The organism is Flavobacterium sp. 5, assembly GCF_002813295.1.
Taxonomy (GTDB): domain Bacteria; phylum Bacteroidota; class Bacteroidia; order Flavobacteriales; family Flavobacteriaceae; genus Flavobacterium.
This window is the reverse complement of sequence record NZ_PHUE01000001.1, coordinates 3,362,360-3,383,133: the sequence shown is the minus strand read 5'-3', so window position 1 is coordinate 3,383,133 and position 20,774 is coordinate 3,362,360. Positions and strand designations below refer to the sequence as shown.

Genomic DNA, 20,774 nt, shown 5'->3' with positions numbered 1-20,774 from the left:
TTACTATTTAAAAATAGATGCAAACAATAGGAATTTTACTAGCCCGCTCAACATATTATCAAACCATTGGATTTGATTTATATGAAGGCCTTCGCTCTGGTTTAAAACAGCTAGGAAGAAGTGATATTAAAATAGTTACAGAAAACATAGGTTTTGGAGCAGACAAACAACAATGTTACCGCAGTGCCGAAAAACTTTTATTAGAAGAAAATGCTCTTGTTGTAATTGCTTATATAGGACATCGCATGGCACAATTACTTCGCCCCCTTTTCCTTGCCGCAAACAAAATACTAATTGTTTTAGATGCGGGAGCCAATTTACCTCACGAATGGCCTACTTGTCCAAATATTTTTTATCATTCACTTCATAACTCTCTAGGTGCATCTCTTGCTGCAAAGCAAGCTATCAATGATGGTTATGTATCAGCTGGGATGGTAACTAACTATTATGATGGTGGTTACTTACATACACACAGCATCTCCAAAGGATTTGAAGAAGCAGGAGGAACCATTTTTTTTAATCATGCAACTGGCTATAAAACAGAAGATTTTACGGTAGCTCCTCTAATAAATCATTTAAAACAATTTCCAAACAGTGCCTTATTAAGTTTGTTTAGTGGTGATTTTGTACAATGGTATTTTGAAGACATCAAAAATTCATTTGAAGAACAAAACCTTCCTATTTATTTGCCTCCTTTTGGCTTTGAAGAAATGATGTTAGCTAATGCAGAGTATCCAAGTCATAATATAAAAGGAATTGCTGCGTGGTCAATAAAACTAGAATCAAAAGAAAATAAAACATTTATTGAAACAATGACAAATGCTGGTAGAACTCCTAATCTATTCTCATTGTTGAGTTGGGAAAGTGCTTCAATAGCTCTGAAAATAACGGAATTAATTGACGAATATAAAAATAACACACCAAAAATAGCATTGGGTATACAATCATTTAGTTTTGAAAGTCCAAGAGGCAGAATTTATTTTGAATCCAAAACAAATACTTCAATTGCACCACTATATAATGCGACTATAATTTCTACTGACGAAGGTAAATGCGAAGTACAAATAGAAAGCATCACAAATAATGTATTTGAACATTTTGAAAAATTAACGATTCAAGAACTGAATAATTCCACATCAGCTTGGCACAACAGTTATGCCTGCATCTAAATTATGGAAACACAGAAAAAAATAATGATATTATGTGGTGGCAAATTTGCATTTAAATCGCTTCAATTATTAGCATATGAAAAATTTGTATGCGCGATTGGAATTGGTAAAAGCAGCAACGCCATAATAGATGCTTTAGAAAGAGAATCCGAAGACAACAACTTTGGTTTTAAATCTTTTCCTGATAAAAAAAGTATTACCGAAATGAGAACTTGGATTAATAACATACAACCTGATTATATCTTTTGTATCTCCTTTCCGTTTTTACTTCCTGAAAGTGTTTTATCCTACGGAAGTAATAAATTCATCAACTTTCATCCTGGTCCGTTACCTCAGTATCGTGGCGTAATGCCACTTTTTGACGTATTAAAAAATCAGGAAACTGAAACCGCCATTTGTGCTCATTTTATGAATGAAAAATTCGATGAAGGCAATATCATTTTTAATGATCCAATACCAATACAAAAAGGAGACACATACGGCAAGTTAACCGTAAAATTAAGTGACCGTATGGCTCAAGTCACTTTGAATATGGCAAATATGCTACAATTTGCCAATAACATTCCAAATCATAAGCAAGATGAAACGGAATCCTGTTATTATGAAAAACCTGAATTATCAGACACTTATATTAATTGGAAACGTATGACAGCAAGTCAAATAATCTCACTAATTAATGCCTGTAACCCTTGGAATAATGGAGCAGATGCTACATTACAAGGAGAACAGGTTAAAATAATTGTAGCCTCCTTATTAAATGAACCTCATAAAAATCAACCGGGAACAATTGTATCCTTAACCGATACTATAAATATAGCTTGTGAAGATAACAAACAAATTGCAATTGAAATACTAAGTACCGATCAAGGTATTATGACAGCTTCACAATTTATAATGTTACAGCCTTTAATCGCAAACATTCTTAATTAATATTTCACAAACAACAATTTAAATTATGAAAAAGAACTTTACATTAACTTTTGCATTGTTACTTTACTTCTTTTATATAGAAGGAAATGCACAAACGCAATTTTGGAGCGACACCTTCGAGGATAGCGGAGCTCCAAGTTCTAGTACTAGAGTACCTTCTGTAGCGGAATTTTCTTGTAACTCTCCTGCTACAGTTTATTTTTTTAGGACAATACCTACTGGTGTAGCCCTTCAGAATGGAACTTATTCAGGTTTTCAAGGCAGCAAAATCTGGGCAGCTGAAGATATCGACAAAGGAACAAGCTGTACTACCAACAGCACTATTTCTCCAAATCAACAAATAACATGGAGTGGTATTAACATTACTGGAAAAACTGGCTTAACTTTTAAAGGTCTTTTTGCAGCAGATAATATTGGTGGATGGCAAGGTCAATTTTTTGCACCAAATCAAGATTTTGTTTCGGTAGAATATCGTATTAACGGGACAGGAGCATGGATTAAAGCAATTGCATTTTATGCTAATATAGCTGCTACCAATGCAGGTTCGACCAATACACTTGATCTTGACACTGACGGAGATTTAATTGGAGATGGAGCAGCTTTAAATTATGCCTTTACAGAATACTCAGCAACTATTGTAGGAACAGGAACAACATTAGATATTCGACTCAATTGCTCTGCAAATGGTTCTACTACTCAAGAAATAGCTATTGACAATTTTCGCTTGTTTGAAGCACCCGCATCAGTAGCACCAACAGTTACAACAGCAGCAGCAGCAACTGTCGGTTCATTAAAAGCCACATTAGGAGGAAATGTTACCGCAGATGGAGGAGCCTCTGTAACTGAAAGAGGTATAGTTTGGGCAACAACAGCCAATCCTACTACTTCTAATACTAAAGTCACTAATGGAACCGGAACTGGAAGTTTTAGTGCAATTATTTCTTCTTTACCAGCTGGAACATTTGTTCACTTTAGAGCATACGCTATCAATTCAGCAGGAACAAGCTATGGATCAGATTTAACTTTTACAACAAATGCCGCACTATCGGCATCTAATAGTCAAACAAATGTTTCTTGTAATGGAGGATCAAACGGAACCGCTTCGGTTACCACTTCTGGAGGAGTTATTTCTTACAGTTATTCGTGGTCTCCTTCTGGAGGAACTGGAGCAACTGCTACTGGTTTAGTAGCTGGAGCTTATATCTGTACTATTACAGATAACGAATCAACACAAATCAATAAAAACTTTACCATTACTCAGCCTGCAGCAATTACGGCTACTACTGCTCAAACTCAGGTATCTTGTAATGGTGGTTCTAACGGAACTGCTTCAGTAAACGCTTCAGGGGGAACAGGAACTTTAACCTACTTATGGTCGCCTTCAGGGGGAACTGCCGCAACAGCTACTGGTTTAGCTGCTGGAGCTTATACCTGTACCATTTCTGATGACAATACTTGTTTTATAACTAAAAACTTTACTATTACTCAGCCTGCAGCAATTACGGCTACTACTGCTCAAACTCAGGTGTCTTGTAATGGTGGTTCTAATGGAACTGCTTCAGTAAACGCTTCAGGGGGAACAGGAACTTTAACCTACTTATGGTCGCCTTCAGGGGGAACTGCCGCAACAGCAACTGGTTTAGCTGCCGGAGCTTATACCTGTACCATTTCTGATGACAATACTTGTTTTATAACTAAAAACTTTACTATTACTCAGCCTGCAGCAATTACAGCTACTACTGCTCAAACTCAGGTATCTTGTAATGGTGGTTCTAATGGAACTGCTTCAGTAACCGCTTCAGGGGGAACAGGAACGTTAACTTACTTATGGTCGCCTTCAGGGGGAACTGCCGCAACAGCTACTGGTTTAGCTGCCGGAGCTTATACCTGTACCATTTCTGATGACAATACTTGTTTTATAACTAAAAACTTTACCATTACTCAGCCTGCAGCAATTACAGCTACTACTGCTCAAACTCAGGTGTCTTGTAATGGTGGTTCTAACGGAACTGCTTCAGTAACCGCTTCAGGGGGAACAGGAACGTTAACTTATTCATGGTCACCTTCAGGGGGAACTGCCGCAACAGCAACTGGTTTAGCTGCCGGAGCTTATACCTGTACCATTTCTGATGACAATACTTGTTTTATAACTAAAAACTTTACCATCACTCAGCCTGCAGCAATTACAGCTACTACTGCTCAAACTCAGGTATCTTGTAATGGTGGTTCTAATGGTTCGGCTTCAGTAACCGCTTCAGGGGGAACAGGAACGTTAACTTATTCATGGTCACCTTCAGGGGGAACTGCCGCAACAGCAACTGGTTTAGCTGCCGGAGCTTATACCTGTACCATTTCTGATGACAATACTTGTTTTATAACTAAAAACTTTACCATTACTCAGCCTGCAGCAATTACAGCTACTACTGCTCAAACTCAGGTGTCTTGTAATGGTGGTTCTAATGGTTCGGCTTCAGTAACCGCTTCAGGGGGAACAGGAACGTTAACTTACCTATGGTCGCCTTCAGGGGGAACTGCCGCAACAGCAACTGGTTTAGCTGCCGGAGCTTATACCTGTACCATTTCTGATGACAATACTTGTTTTATAACTAAAAACTTTACCATTACTCAGCCTGCAGCAATTACAGCTACTACTGCTCAAACTCAGGTGTCTTGTAATGGTGGTTCTAACGGAACTGCTTCAGTAACCGCTTCAGGGGGAACAGGAACGTTAACTTACCTATGGTCGCCTTCAGGGGGAACAGCCGCAACAGCAACTGGTTTAGCTGCCGGAGCTTATACCTGTACCATTTCTGATGACAATACTTGTTTTATAACTAAAAACTTTACCATCACTCAGCCTGCAGCAATTACAGCTACTACTGCTCAAACTCAGGTGTCTTGTAATGGTGGTTCTAACGGAACTGCTTCAGTAACCGCTTCAGGGGGAACAGGAACGTTAACTTACCTATGGTCGCCTTCAGGGGGAACAGCCGCAACAGCAACTGGTTTAGCTGCCGGAGCTTATACCTGTACCATTTCTGATGACAATACTTGTTTTATAACTAAAAACTTTACCATTACTCAGCCTGCAGCAATTACAGCTACTACTGCTCAAACTCAGGTGTCTTGTAATGGTGGTTCTAACGGAACTGCTTCAGTAACCGCTTCAGGGGGAACAGGAACGTTAACTTACCTATGGTCGCCTTCAGGGGGAACTGCCGCAACAGCAACTGGTTTAGCTGCCGGAGCTTATACCTGTACCATTTCTGATGACAATACTTGTTTTATAACTAAAAACTTTACCATTACTCAGCCTGCAGCAATTACAGCTACTACTGCTCAAACTCAGGTGTCTTGTAATGGTGGTTCTAATGGTTCGGCTTCAGTAACCGCTTCAGGGGGAACAGGAACGTTAACTTATTCATGGTCACCTTCAGGGGGAACAGCCGCAACAGCAACTGGTTTAGCTGCCGGAGCTTATACCTGTACCATTTCTGATGACAATACTTGTTTTATAACTAAAAACTTTACCATTACTCAGCCTGCAGCAATTACAGCTACTACTGCTCAAACTCAGGTGTCTTGTAATGGTGGTTCTAACGGAACTGCTTCAGTAACCGCTTCAGGGGGAACAGGAACGTTAACTTATTCATGGTCACCTTCAGGGGGAACAGCCGCAACAGCAACTGGTTTAGCTGCCGGAGCTTATACCTGTACCATTTCTGATGACAATACTTGTTTTATAACTAAAAACTTTACCATTACTCAGCCTGCAGCAATTACAGCTACTACTGCTCAAACTCAGGTGTCTTGTAATGGTGGTTCTAATGGTTCGGCTTCAGTAACCGCTTCAGGGGGAACAGGAACGTTAACTTATTCATGGTCACCTTCAGGGGGAACAGCCGCAACAGCAACTGGTTTAGCTGCCGGAGCTTATACCTGTACCATTTCTGATGACAATACTTGTTTTATAACTAAAAACTTTACCATTACTCAGCCTGCAGCAATTACAGCTACTACTGCTCAAACTCAGGTGTCTTGTAATGGTGGTTCTAATGGTTCGGCTTCAGTAACCGCTTCAGGGGGAACAGGAACGTTAACTTACCTATGGTCGCCTTCAGGGGGAACTGCCGCAACAGCAACTGGTTTAGCTGCCGGAGCTTATATCTGTACCATTTCTGATGACAATACTTGTTTTATAACTAAAAACTTTACCATTACTCAGCCTGCAGCAATTACAGCTACTACTGCTCAAACTCAGGTGTCTTGTAATGGTGGTTCTAATGGTTCGGCTTCAGTAACCGCTTCAGGGGGAACAGGAACGTTAACTTACCTATGGTCGCCTTCAGGGGGAACTGCCGCAACAGCAACTGGTTTAGCTGCCGGAGCTTATACCTGTACCATTTCTGATGACAATACTTGTTTTATAACTAAAAACTTTACCATTACTCAGCCTGCAGCAATTACAGCTACTACTGCTCAAACTCAGGTGTCTTGTAATGGTGGTTCTAACGGAACTGCTTCAGTAACCGCTTCAGGGGGAACAGGAACGTTAACTTACCTATGGTCGCCTTCAGGGGGAACTGCCGCAACAGCAACTGGTTTAGCTGCCGGAGCTTATACCTGTACCATTTCTGATGACAATACTTGTTTTATAACTAAAAACTTTACCATTACTCAGCCTGCAGCAATTACAGCTACTACTGCTCAAACTCAGGTGTCTTGTAATGGTGGTTCTAACGGAACTGCTTCAGTAACCGCTTCAGGGGGAACAGGAACGTTAACTTATTCATGGTCACCTTCAGGGGGAACAGCCGCAACAGCAACTGGTTTAGCTGCCGGAGCTTATACCTGTACCATTTCTGATGACAATACTTGTTTTATAACTAAAAACTTTACCATTACTCAGCCTGCAGCAATTACAGCTACTACTGCTCAAACTCAGGTGTCTTGTAATGGTGGTTCTAATGGTTCGGCTTCAGTAACCGCTTCAGGGGGAACAGGAACGTTAACTTACCTATGGTCGCCTTCAGGGGGAACTGCCGCAACAGCAACTGGTTTAGCTGCCGGAGCTTATATCTGTACCATTTCTGATGACAATACTTGTTTTATAACTAAAAACTTTACCATTACTCAGCCTGCAGCAATTACAGCTACTACTGCTCAAACTCAGGTGTCTTGTAATGGTGGTTCTAATGGAACTGCTTCAGTAAACGCTTCAGGGGGAACAGGAACGTTAACTTACGTATGGTCGCCTTCAGGAGGAACAGCAGCAACTGCTACTGGTTTAGCTGCTGGTGCTTATAGTTGTACCATTTCTGATGATAATACTTGTTTTATAACTAAAAACTTTACTATTACTGAGCCTGCAGCAATTACAGCTACTACTGCTCAAACTCAGGTGTCTTGTAATGGTGGTTCTAATGGAACTGCTTCAGTAAACGCTTCAGGGGGAACAGGAACTTTAACTTACGTATGGTCGCCTTCAGGAGGAACAGCAGCAACTGCTACTGGTTTAGCTGCTGGTGCTTATAGTTGTACCATTTCTGATGATAATACTTGTTTTATAACTAAAAACTTTACTATTACTGAGCCTGCAGCAATTACAGCAACTACTGCTCAAACTCAGGTGTCTTGTAATGGTGGTTCTAATGGAACTGCTTCAGTAAACGCTTCAGGGGGAACAGGAACTTTAACTTACGTATGGTCGCCTTCAGGAGGAACAGCAGCAACTGCTACTGGTTTAGCTGCTGGTGCTTATAGTTGTACCATTTCTGATGATAATACTTGTTTTATAACTAAAAACTTTACTATTACTCAGCCTGCAGCAATTACAGCTACTACTGCTCAAACTCAGGTGTCTTGTAATGGTGGTTCTAATGGAACTGCTTCAGTAAACGCTTCAGGGGGAACAGGAACGTTAACTTACCTATGGTCACCTTCAGGAGGAACAGCAGCAACAGCAACTGGTTTAGCTGCCGGAGCTTATAGTTGTACCATTTCTGATGATAATACTTGTTTTATAACTAAAAACTTTACTATTACTCAGCCTGCAGCAATTACAGCTACTACTGCTCAAACTCAGGTGTCTTGTAATGGTGGTTCTAATGGAACTGCTTCAGTAAACGCTTCAGGGGGAACAGGAACGTTAACTTACGTATGGTCGCCTTCAGGAGGAACAGCAGCAACTGCTACTGGTTTAGCTGCTGGTGCTTATAGTTGTACCATTTCTGATGATAATACTTGTTTTATAACTAAAAACTTTACTATTACTCAGCCTGCAGCAATTACAGCTACTACTGCTCAAACTCAGGTGTCTTGTAATGGTGGTTCTAATGGTTCGGCTTCAGTAACCGCTTCAGGGGGAACAGGAACGTTAACTTACCTATGGTCGCCTTCAGGGGGAACTGCCGCAACAGCAACTGGTTTAGCTGCCGGAGCTTATACCTGTACCATTTCTGATGACAATACTTGTTTTATAACTAAAAACTTTACCATTACTCAGCCTGCAGCAATTACAGCTACTACTGCTCAAACTCAGGTGTCTTGTAATGGTGGTTCTAACGGAACTGCTTCAGTAACCGCTTCAGGGGGAACAGGAACGTTAACTTACCTATGGTCGCCTTCAGGGGGAACTGCCGCAACAGCAACTGGTTTAGCTGCCGGAGCTTATACCTGTACCATTTCTGATGACAATACTTGTTTTATAACTAAAAACTTTACCATTACTCAGCCTGCAGCAATTACAGCTACTACTGCTCAAACTCAGGTGTCTTGTAATGGTGGTTCTAACGGAACTGCTTCAGTAACCGCTTCAGGGGGAACAGGAACGTTAACTTATTCATGGTCACCTTCAGGGGGAACAGCCGCAACAGCAACTGGTTTAGCTGCCGGAGCTTATACCTGTACCATTTCTGATGACAATACTTGTTTTATAACTAAAAACTTTACCATTACTCAGCCTGCAGCAATTACAGCTACTACTGCTCAAACTCAGGTGTCTTGTAATGGTGGTTCTAATGGTTCGGCTTCAGTAACCGCTTCAGGGGGAACAGGAACGTTAACTTACCTATGGTCGCCTTCAGGGGGAACTGCCGCAACAGCAACTGGTTTAGCTGCCGGAGCTTATATCTGTACCATTTCTGATGACAATACTTGTTTTATAACTAAAAACTTTACCATTACTCAGCCTGCAGCAATTACAGCTACTACTGCTCAAACTCAGGTGTCTTGTAATGGTGGTTCTAATGGAACTGCTTCAGTAAACGCTTCAGGGGGAACAGGAACGTTAACTTACGTATGGTCGCCTTCAGGAGGAACAGCAGCAACTGCTACTGGTTTAGCTGCTGGTGCTTATAGTTGTACCATTTCTGATGATAATACTTGTTTTATAACTAAAAACTTTACTATTACTGAGCCTGCAGCAATTACAGCTACTACTGCTCAAACTCAGGTGTCTTGTAATGGTGGTTCTAATGGAACTGCTTCAGTAAACGCTTCAGGGGGAACAGGAACTTTAACTTACGTATGGTCGCCTTCAGGAGGAACAGCAGCAACTGCTACTGGTTTAGCTGCTGGTGCTTATAGTTGTACCATTTCTGATGATAATACTTGTTTTATAACTAAAAACTTTACTATTACTGAGCCTGCAGCAATTACAGCAACTACTGCTCAAACTCAGGTGTCTTGTAATGGTGGTTCTAATGGAACTGCTTCAGTAAACGCTTCAGGGGGAACAGGAACTTTAACTTACGTATGGTCGCCTTCAGGAGGAACAGCAGCAACTGCTACTGGTTTAGCCGCTGGTGCTTATAGTTGTACCATTTCTGATGATAATACTTGTTTTATAACTAAAAACTTTACCATTACTGAGCCTACAGCAATTACAGCTACTACTGCTCAAACTCAGGTGTCTTGTAATGGTGGTTCTAATGGAACTGCTTCAGTAAACGCTTCAGGGGGAACAGGAACGTTAACTTACCTATGGTCACCTTCAGGAGGAACAGCAGCAACAGCAACTGGTTTAGCTGCCGGAGCTTATAGTTGTACCATTTCTGATGATAATACTTGTTTTATAACTAAAAACTTTACTATTACTCAGCCTGCAGCAATTACAGCTACTACTGCTCAAACTCAGGTGTCTTGTAATGGTGGTTCTAATGGAACTGCTTCAGTAAACGCTTCAGGGGGAACAGGAACGTTAACTTACGTATGGTCGCCTTCAGGAGGAACAGCAGCAACTGCTACTGGTTTAGCTGCTGGTGCTTATAGTTGTACCATTTCTGATGATAATACTTGTTTTATAACTAAAAACTTTACTATTACTCAGCCTGCAGCAATTACAGCTACTACTGCTCAAACTCAGGTGTCTTGTAATGGTGGTTCTAATGGAACTGCTTCAGTAAACGCTTCAGGGGGAACAGGAACGTTAACTTACGTATGGTCACCTTCAGGAGGAACAGCAGCAACTGCTACTGGTTTAGCTGCTGGAGCTTATAGTTGTACCATTTCTGATGATAATACTTGTTTTATAACTAAAAACTTTACTATTACTCAGCCTGCAGCAATTACAGCTACTACTGCTCAAACTCAGGTGTCTTGTAATGGTGGTTCTAATGGAACTGCTTCAGTAAACGCTTCAGGGGGAACAGGAACTTTAACCTACTTATGGTCACCTTCAGGAGGAACAGCAGCAACAGCAACTGGTTTAGCTGCTGGTGCTTATAGTTGTACCATTTCTGATGATAATACTTGTTTTATAACTAAAAACTTTACCATTACTGAGCCTGTGCCATTTAGTTCTACAACAACTTTACTTGGCTATGATTATAATTCTTTATATAGTCAAAATATTGTAGTAACAGGAGGTACTGGAATTAAAACCTATGCAATTACTACAGGTAGTTTGCCTTCTGGTCTTAGCCTATCATCAAATGGTGAAATAGCAGGAACTTCAACTCAGATTACTGATAGTAATTTCACAGTTACAGTTACTGATGGAAACAATTGTACTGCAGCATATAATATTGTTTTAAAATTAAATCAAATACCAATTACAGTTAAAGCAATAGCATCTCAAACCAAAATTTATGGGCAGAATGATCCTGTTTTAACTTATACTGTGACACCAAGTTTGTTATCTGGAGATAGCTTTTCTGGTAGTTTAACTAGAGTTACAGGTGAAAACATTGGTGATTATGCTATAAGTCAAGGTTCACTTTCTGCAGGGTCTAAATATTTAATAACTTATGTTGGTGCTGACTTTTCTATTACAGCTAAGCCAATTACAGTTACAGCAGATGCTTCTCAAACGAAAATTTATGGAATGACCGATCCTGTTTTTGCTTATTCAATTTCATCAAGTTTAGTAAGTGGCGATACATTTACCGGAGATTTAAAGAGAGTGGCAGGAGAGAATGCAGGAACATATGCAATTGAACAAGGAAGTTTGAGCGCTGGTTCAAATTACACTATTACTTATGTTAGTAAAGACTTTTCTATTACAGCTAAACCAATTACAGTTACAGCAGATGCTTCTCAAACGAAAATTTATGGAACTACAGATCCTGTTTTTGCTTATTCAATTTCATCAAGTTTAGTAAGTGGTGATACATTTACAGGAGATTTAACGAGAGTAGCAGGAGAGAATGTAGGAACATATGCAATTGAACAAGGAAGTTTGAGTGCTGGTTCAAATTACACTATTACTTACGTTAGTAAAGACTTTGCTATTACAGCCAAGCCAATTACAGTTACTGCTACTGCTTCCCAAACGAAAGTTTATAAAACAGCCGATACAGTTTTTACGTATTCTGTTTTACCAAGTTTAGTAAGTGGTGATACATTTACTGGAGATTTAACAAGAGTAGCGGGAGAGAATGTAGGAGCTTATGCAATTGAACAAGGAAGTTTAGATGCCGGCTCAAATTACATTATTTCTTATGTTGGTGATGACTTTGCCATCACAGCCATACCAATTACAATAACAGTAGATGCTTCTCAAACGAAAGTTTACGGAACAACTGATCCCGTTTTTGTCTATTCATTCACACCAAGTTTAATAAGTGGTGACACATTTACTGGATCTCTAACAAGAATAACAGGAGAGAATGTAGGAACGTATGCTATTGAACAGGGGATGTTAAGCGCTGGTACAAATTATACTATTACGTATGTTGGTGCTAACTTTTCAGTTACTGCTAAGCCAATTACAGTTTCAGCAGATGCTTCTCAGACTAAAGCTTATGGAACAACTGATCCAGCTTTTGCTTATTCAGTTTCACCAAGTTTAGTAAGTGGTGATACATTTACCGGAGCTCTAACAAGAGAATCTGGAGAAAATGTAGGAATCTATGCAATTGAACAAGGGACATTGGGTGCTGGTGCAAATTATACCGTTACTTATGTTGGTGAAAATTTTAGTATCACTAAAGCAGATCAGACAATTTCTTGGAATCAAACTTTGCAATTAGGTTGCGATGGAGTGACTACAGCTATCTTGACAGCTACTTCTAGTAGTGGTTTACCAATAAGCTATATTTCTTCTAATCCTAGTTTGGTAACCGTTTCAAATGGTTCGTTAATTTTTCAAAATTACGGGTTTGCAACTATTACAGCATCTCAACAAGGAAATAATAATTACAATCCTGCTTCAATAGTAGTCCTACCTGCTGTAAATAGTCAACCAAATTTGATAAAAAAACATTTTGAAAATGTTATTTTCTTTGATAATAGCTCTAAGAGTTTTAAAGCCTACAGTTGGTATAAAAATGGAGTTTTAGTCCCAAATCAAACTAGCCAATATTTTAAAGAAAATGGTCCTTTGAATGGTACTTATTATGCTATAGCGACAAAATTAAATGGCACATTAGTTAATACTTGTCCATTGACATTTTCTCCAACTGTAGAAGACGAATACATAAAAATTGTTCCTAATCCAGCTAAAAGTAATTCAAACTATCAACTTGTAACTAATGTGTCTTCCCCAAAATTACAGAATGCGCATATTCAAGTATATAGCATTGGTGGATTGTTAATGGAAGATAAAATTACTAGTGAAAATATGGTGACTTTAAAAGCTCCTGGTGTTGAAGGCATTTATATTGTAAGAATGACTTTAGCAAATGGTCAATATTTTACAAAAAATCTTCTAGTTAAAAATTAAATAATTTAAGAGTATGAAATCCTCATTTACTATAAATGAGGATGGATTATTCTAATATTAAAAATACAAACATGAAACATAATATAAAAAATATAATAGGTCTCGCCATAGTTTTAATTTCTCAAGGGATGACTGCTCAATTCTATGTAGGAGTTCAAACAGGAGTAGGAAACATTCAAAGTGATGTTGAGGGTACAGTTGCGAGGCATAGACTTGGTGGAGCGGTAAAAGCGGGTTATATTTATTCTTTAACAAATCATATAGGAATTGGATCCGGATTAGAATTTTCTCAATACAAACAAGAAGTATTTTTGAATAATTCATCCTCAACTCTTTCAAACTATGAGATTGACCCTTCAGGTTCTGCATTCATATATAATGTTACTACAAGTAATTATAAAGAAAAACAAACTCTGCATGCTATTCAAATTCCACTTTTTTTGCAGTACAAAACCAATATTAATAAAGGAATTGATTTTAATTTTAGAGCAGGAGCTAAATACTTTTTGCCGGTAAATTATAAAATAGAAGCTACTGCAGATTATGTTAATGGGACTGGCTATTATCCAGATGCTAATTTAATTATTGATGATTTACCAGAATATGGCTTTGGTGGGCAAAGCAATTATTCAGAATCAGGAGAGTACAATACAAAGGGAGTGATAATGAGTTCTTTTGAGTTAGGATTTACATTTGATATGGGAACAAATAATTCTTTATATGCGGCACTGTTTCTTGAAAATGGATATGGTTCTATACTTGATCAAGATAGTAATGAATCTTATATCGGTTATAACCCTGCCTCGGTTTCAGATAGAAAAGCTAATGGTTTGTATAGTACCAATAAAAATGCAGAAATCCGACCTGTAGCATTTGGTGCAACATTAGGTTGGAATTTTTAATCTTGTTTATTAGATATTAGTTGAAAAAACTAAAAAATATTTTTGCTTTTATATGAAGTTAGTTAGTTTTTACAATCTTTTACCAATCTCAATACAAAAGAGGCTACATCAAAGTTAATTTGAAGTAGCCTCTTTACTTTATCACCTATTTTTTTAATATCTTAAGATATTAAAATCTCATTCAAATTATATTTTAAAACGGTACATCACCATCATCATCGTCGTCATTATTAAAATTACTTCCAAAAGCATCATTTGCCGAAGGAAGGTTTTTAGTAATAAATGAACTTTCATCATGATTCATACTAGAAGGTAAATCATCATAGCCTCCACCATAATCTTCTAAATTATCAAAACGTCCTAGATGTCCAATAAACTTTAAACGAACGTTTTCGATACCACCATTTCTGTGTTTAGCAATCATGATTTCAGCTTGTCCAGCCGTTGGAGATGCTTCTTCATCATCCCACTCATCAATTTTATAATATTCAGGACGATATAAAAACGAAACGATATCTGCATCCTGCTCAATCGCTCCAGATTCACGAAGATCCGAAAGTAAAGGTCTTTTACTCGATCCACGCGTTTCAACCGCACGAGATAACTGTGACAATGCAATTACAGGAACATTTAATTCCTTAGCCAATGCTTTTAGATTTCGGGAGATTGTAGAAATCTCCTGCTCACGATTCCCTCCTCCTTTACCATTACCTCCAGCGGTCATCAACTGCAAATAATCGATAATAATAATTTTTATACCATGTTGTGATACCAACCGTCTGGCTTTAGCTCTTAAGTCAAAGATAGACAGCGATGGAGTATCATCTATAAAAAGAGGTGCTTTTTCTAAATTCTTTACTTTGGTACTAAGCTGTTCCCATTCATGTTTTTCTAATTTACCAGTACGTAATTTCTCTGAAGACAATCCTGTTTCCGAAGAGATTAACCTGGTTATTAACTGTACCGATGCCATCTCTAACGAAAACAAAGCCACAGGATGCCCAAAATCTATCGCAATATTTCTGGCCATAGATAAAATAAAGGCTGTTTTTCCCATCGCAGGTCTTGCTGCAATAATAATTAAATCACTTGGCTGCCAACCTGAAGTTAGCTTATCTAATTTATCAAAACCTGTTGCTACACCACTAAGTCCTTCCTGACCTGCAATTTCTTCAATACGCTTTTTTGCTTGCAGTACTAAACTTTGGGCAGTTTCAGAACTACGCTTAATATTTCCTTGTGTAACTTCGTAAAGTTTAGATTCAGCTGAATCCAATAAATCAAATACATCCGCAGTTTCATCATAAGAGGCTTCGATAATCTCAGATGAAATTCTGATCAAGCTTCGCTGGATAAACTTTTGAAGAATAATTCTAGAGTGAAATTCAATATGTGCTGATGATGAAATCTTTTGCGTTAGCTGAATAAGATAAAAATCACCACCTGCAAGATCTAATTTGGCATTTTTTCGAAGTTGAGCGGAAACGGTCAATAAATCGATTGGCTGCGTATCATTAAATAATTGAACAATGGCTTCAAAAATATATTTGTGAGAGTCTTTATAAAATGCATCTGCTTGCAGTATGTCAATTACGTCATCTACTCCTTTTTTATCAATCATCATTGCCCCAAGCACAGCTTCTTCCAAATCCAATGCCTGCGGAGGTAATTTTCCTTTTTCAAGGTTTATTATAGTTGTTTTGTCCACTTTAAATGGACTTACATTTTTGAAATTTTCCATGTAGCGAAAGTAACTAAAATTAAAAAAAAATCACAATTGAGTTATTACATTCCATTGTTTATAAATACACTCATATTGTTTATAACCAAAAAAAAATCCGAAACGATAAGGCTTCGGATTAAGATCTTTAAAATGGCAGTTTATTCTTTAAACTCTCCCATTTTACAGTATTTCTCCATTCTCTGAGCGATTAAATCTTCTGTTGATAAGTCTTTTAGTTCGTTGTACCCCTTTAAGATGTATTGCTCTACTGTAGTAAAAGTAGTTTCTCTATCATAGTGAGCACCGCCTAAAGGTTCTGGAATAATATCGTCGACTAATTTTTGTTTTTTCATATCGGCTGATGTCAACTTTAAGGCTTCGGCAGCTTGTTCTTTGTAGTCCCAACTTTTCCATAAAATAGATGAACAAGATTCTGGTGAAATTACAGAATACCAAGTGTTTTCTAACATATACACGCGGTCTCCAACACCAATTCCTAATGCACCTCCAGAAGCACCTTCTCCTACAATAATAGTTATAACTGGAACTTTTAAAAGTACCATTTCAAAAATATTTCTTGCAATAGCTTCTCCTTGTCCGCGTTCTTCAGCTTCCAAACCTGGATAAGCACCCGGAGTATCCACTAAGGTAACTACTGGGATTCCAAATTTCTCGGCCATTTTCATCAAACGCAAAGCTTTTCTATACCCTTCAGGATTAGCCATCCCGAAATTTCTATATTGACGTGTCTTAGTATTAGTCCCTTTTTGTTGACCAATAATCATAAACGATTGCCCACCTATTTTACCTAAACCACCAATCATAGCTTTATCATCTTTAAAACCTCTGTCTCCATGAAGTTCTAAGAAAGTGTCTCCACAAAGCCCTTTAATATGATCTAAAGTATAAGGTCTATTTGGATGTCTTGACAATTGTACACGTTGCCAAGCTGTTAAGTTTTTATAAATATGTTTTTTGGTTTCCTCTAATTTCTTGTTGATTTGTTTACAGGTATTTGTAACATCAACATCCGACTCTAAACCGATAATAACACATTTATCTAATTGTTCTTCAAGTTCTTTTATAGGAAGCTCAAAATCTAAATATTCCATAGGATTTGTGCGTATTTATTATTGTTTCAATTTTTAATTTGGAACTGCAAATATAAAATTTAATATCGTTATACACTTATTTTTTTATTCAAGTAGAAAAAAACAAGTTTTACAATAACAAAAAATCTTACAATTAATCTTCTTTTCTATAATGTTTTATAATACCATTCAATAGTACCGTAATTACAATTACAACGGCACCTATATAAAATTCTGTACTCATTTTTTCTTTTCCACCAATGATAAAATAAGCTAGCACAATTCCGTAAACTGGCTCTAAATTAGTGGTTAACATAACTGTATACGGCGATAATTGTCGCATTACTTTTACCGAAGCTGTAAAGGCATAGGCGGTACAAATCGAGGCTAAAATTAAAATCAAAATCCAATTATTTACAGACATCTTAAAAAAATCTGCAGTGAATGAACCTTGAAATAAAAAATAAATCGAGATAAAAATAACACCAGCCAAAAACTCGTAAAATGAAATTACAGAAGGATCATGATCTGCAATTAATTTTCCATTCATTAAAGTAAACAATACACCTAATATAATAGCAATTAAAGCCAATATCATTCCATGCCAATAGTTAATCTCTACCTGCATAATCAAGCCTAAGCCAGCAATAATTATCAAACCAAAAAAAACTTCATACCAAAGCACTTTTCTGCCATAAAATAAGGGCTCTAGTAATGATGCAAAGAAAGCACCTAATGAAAAAACCGATAAAGTGATAGAAACGGTAGATACTTTTATTGCTTCAAAAAAGAAAATCCAATGCAGTGCGATTAAAAGCCCTACAAATGTAAATCTAGCTAAAACTTTGGAAGTAACTTTAAATGACTTCCCTTTTGCCTTAACAAAAACGGCTAAAAAAATAGCAGCAAAAAACATTCTGTACCAAACTAAAAATTCGGATTGAATCGTTATTAATGCTCCTAAAATTGCTGTAAAACCCCAAATAAAAACAATTAGATGTAGACTAAGGTAACTTTTTAAATTATCGTTTTGCATTTCGTAGTAAATAAACAGCTAATATTCCAAAAACTATATTGGGTAACCAAACCGCCACAAGAGGTGGAATACTTGATTTTTCGGCCAATACTCCGAATATTTTATCAAAAAAGACAAACGAGAACGCTACTGCAATACCAATAGCCAGATTCATCCCCATTCCTCCTCTTCGTTTCATTGAAGATACTGAAACTGCTATAATAGTTAATATAAATGCCGAAACCGGAACACTGTATTTTTTATACAAAACCACCAAATAAACACTAATATTAGATGATCCTCTCTTCTTTTCTTTATCAATAAAAGCATTTAAATCACCAAGACTCAAAGTCTCTGCAATATAAACTACAGGTGCCAAATCCTGAAGATCAAAACTAAATTTCATCTTCTTTTCGGGTGCTTTTTCAATCACATCATTTTGAGGTCCAACAGTTCTTTTGGTATAATCAAACAATGTATAATTCTTCTCTTTTGGATTCCATTGAATTCTGCTGGCAGTAATCTTGTATTCTAACTTTTCCTTTTTGAATCGCTCCAACGAAAAATTATAAGCCATTTTAGAATCATTATTAAAGCTATTTACATAGATAAAATCATGATCGTTTATTTGCCTGTAAACGTCCGTATTATCACCTTGCATGAGTTGCTTTCCATCATTCCGGAGATACGTGTACCTAAAATTATTATAACCCTCACTGGAAACAGGTATCACCCAAAATCCCATCAGTAAAACGATAATCGATACAATAGAAGCTCCTATAATATAAGGTCTCATAAATCGTGTAAACGAAATACCAGAACTTAAAATCGCAATAATCTCAGTATCATTCGCCAACTTGGAAGTAAACCAAATAACCGATATAAACAAAAATATCGGAAAGAGATTATTCATAAAGTAAATCGTAAAATGATAGTAATAAATGGCAATTTTTAAAAATGGCACTTGATTAGCAAGCATTTTATTAATCTTCTCAGATATATCTATAATTATTCCAATAGGAGCAAATAACAAAAGCATCACCGAAAATGTGGCTAAATATCTTTTTAAAATGTATTTGTCAATTATTGTTAGCATTATTTTGAGTTTAAAAGTTTAAAGTTTAAGGTTTAAAGTTTTGGGACTACCCGTTAAACTTTAAACCTTAAACTTTTAAACATATTTTACAGTCTTTGATCCATATTTTTTACCATCATTTCTTTCCATGGTCTAAAATCTCCAGCTAAGATATGTTTTCTAGCTTCACGAACCAACCACATATAGAAACCTAGATTATGTATGGTAGCAATTTGTTTTCCTAAATATTCATTGGCAGCAAACAAGTGACGTAAATACGCTTTACTGTATTCTGTATCGACAAAAGTGTGTGCCATTTCATCAATTGGAGAAAAATCTGCTTCCCACTTTTTGTTTTTAATATTGATCGTTCCATTAGCCGTAAACAACATTCCATTTCTGGCGTTTCTCGTTGGCATTACACAATCAAACATATCAATTCCAAGAGCAATATTCTCCAAAATATTAATCGGAGTACCTACACCCATCAAATAACGAGGTTTGTCTTCTGGCAAAACTTCACAAACAACTTCGGTCATCGCGTACATTTCTTCCGCAGGCTCCCCTACCGAAAGTCCTCCAATAGCATTTCCCTGTTGTCCAGAATTTGCAATATATTCTGCCGATTGTCTTCTTAAATCCTTATATGTACTTCCTTGCACAATTGGAAAAAATGTTTGCTCATACCCATATTTAAAAGGCAATTTATCCAAATGATTAATACAACGATCCAACCAGCGGTGTGTCATGTGCATCGAACGCTGTGCATAACGATAATCACAAGGATAAGGCGTACACTCATCAAAAGCCATGATAATATCAGCACCAATAGTACGCTGAATTTCCATCACATTCTCTGGCGTAAAAAAGTGGTATGAACCATCAATATGTGATTTAAACTTCACACCTTCTTCCTTAATTTTTCGATTATTCGAAAGAGAATATACTTGATATCCACCAGAATCAGTCAAAATATTGCGATCCCAACCCATAAATTTATGTAATCCACCTGCTTTTTCAAGAATCTCTGTTTGCGGACGCAAATACAAGTGATACGTATTCCCAAGGATAATATCTGGATTTATTTCTTCTTTCAATTCCCTTTGGTGCACCCCTTTTACAGAGGCAACTGTTCCAACAGGCATAAAAATTGGTGTTTCAATCACACCGTGATCTGTAGTAATACTTCCCGCACGCGCTTTCGACTGCGGATCTGTTTTTAGTAAATCAAACTTCATATATTCTTTTTATCAGTCGGCAAAGATAGGTTAATTTAAAAATTAGATAATTACTAAACCCAAAAATGTTTACCAATACAACTCTAAAAATCATATGGGCGTGACCACAATAGAAAAAGGGCCAAATATACATTGCGCTTATGCGGCCCTTTCCCTATTGCGGTCGGGCTATCAGTGCTACTTTGGTAGCTTGCTCCTATCCCTCACGCAAAAAACGAAGAACAAGACCATTCGTTTTTATTCAAAATCATAAAACATTAAAAAACCAAATACTCACCTCCTAAAAAAACAGCAATAACAATTACTATAGAGCCTAAAACTATAATTATTCCCTAAAAACTGGTACTTAACACTAATAATAGGGGTGTTTAACACTAACATTATTAGTGTTAAGTACTAGTAATACTCCGTTTAAGTACCAGTATTACTACTCTTAAACACCACTAATACTCCTCTTAAATACCAGT

Annotated in this window: 9 protein-coding genes; 4 read left to right on the top strand and 5 right to left on the bottom strand. The window is 37.3% G+C overall.

Annotation, left to right across the window (positions count from 1 at the left end; genetic code table 11):
• The first annotated feature begins 17 nt into the window (after nucleotides 1-17).
• From CLU82_RS14100 to CLU82_RS14085, 4 genes are all read left to right on the top strand, one after another.
• Nucleotides 18-1,169, top strand: coding sequence for an ABC transporter substrate-binding protein (locus tag CLU82_RS14100; protein ID WP_100843686.1), 1,152 nt, complete (start codon nucleotides 18-20; stop codon nucleotides 1,167-1,169).
• Between the two features lie 3 nt (nucleotides 1,170-1,172).
• Nucleotides 1,173-2,099 carry a methionyl-tRNA formyltransferase gene (locus CLU82_RS14095; protein WP_232735250.1) on the top strand — a complete coding sequence of 309 codons (927 nt, stop codon included), beginning with the start codon at nucleotides 1,173-1,175 and terminating at the stop codon, nucleotides 2,097-2,099.
• A 25-nt stretch (nucleotides 2,100-2,124) separates the two neighbouring features.
• On the top strand, nucleotides 2,125-13,263 hold the full coding sequence (locus tag CLU82_RS14090) for an MBG domain-containing protein (RefSeq protein WP_100843685.1): 11,139 nt from the start codon (nucleotides 2,125-2,127) through the stop codon (nucleotides 13,261-13,263).
• A gap of 71 nt (nucleotides 13,264-13,334) precedes the next feature.
• A complete protein-coding gene (locus CLU82_RS14085; protein WP_157813363.1) occupies nucleotides 13,335-14,165 on the top strand; it encodes an outer membrane beta-barrel protein in 831 nt (276 codons plus the stop codon).
• A gap of 193 nt (nucleotides 14,166-14,358) precedes the next feature.
• Here the strand turns inward: CLU82_RS14085 and dnaB are convergent, their stop codons facing one another.
• The 5 genes from dnaB to tgt all read right to left on the bottom strand — a co-directional run bounded on the left by dnaB (nucleotide 14,359) and on the right by tgt (nucleotide 20,307).
• Entirely contained in the window at nucleotides 14,359-15,906 is a 1,548-nt protein-coding gene (dnaB, locus tag CLU82_RS14080; protein ID WP_100843683.1) for a replicative DNA helicase, read from the bottom strand.
• Nucleotides 15,907-16,046: 140 nt separating this feature from the next.
• Complete coding sequence (locus CLU82_RS14075; RefSeq protein ID WP_100843682.1) at nucleotides 16,047-17,000, bottom strand: acetyl-CoA carboxylase carboxyltransferase subunit alpha; 954 nt, start codon at nucleotides 16,998-17,000, stop codon at nucleotides 16,047-16,049.
• A 133-nt stretch (nucleotides 17,001-17,133) separates the two neighbouring features.
• Complete coding sequence (locus CLU82_RS14070) at nucleotides 17,134-18,015, bottom strand: DMT family transporter (RefSeq protein ID WP_100843681.1); 882 nt, start codon at nucleotides 18,013-18,015, stop codon at nucleotides 17,134-17,136.
• Nucleotides 18,002-19,090 (bottom strand): LptF/LptG family permease, encoded by a 1,089-nt coding sequence (locus CLU82_RS14065; protein WP_100843680.1) that lies wholly within the window; start codon nucleotides 19,088-19,090, stop codon nucleotides 18,002-18,004. Before CLU82_RS14065 ends, CLU82_RS14070 begins: the two co-directional genes overlap by 14 nt.
• An 86-nt stretch (nucleotides 19,091-19,176) precedes the next feature.
• Nucleotides 19,177-20,307: a tRNA guanosine(34) transglycosylase Tgt gene (gene tgt, locus CLU82_RS14060; protein ID WP_100843679.1), complete on the bottom strand. Its 1,131-nt coding sequence runs from the start codon at nucleotides 20,305-20,307 to the stop codon at nucleotides 19,177-19,179.
• Nucleotides 20,308-20,774 lie beyond the last annotated feature (467 nt).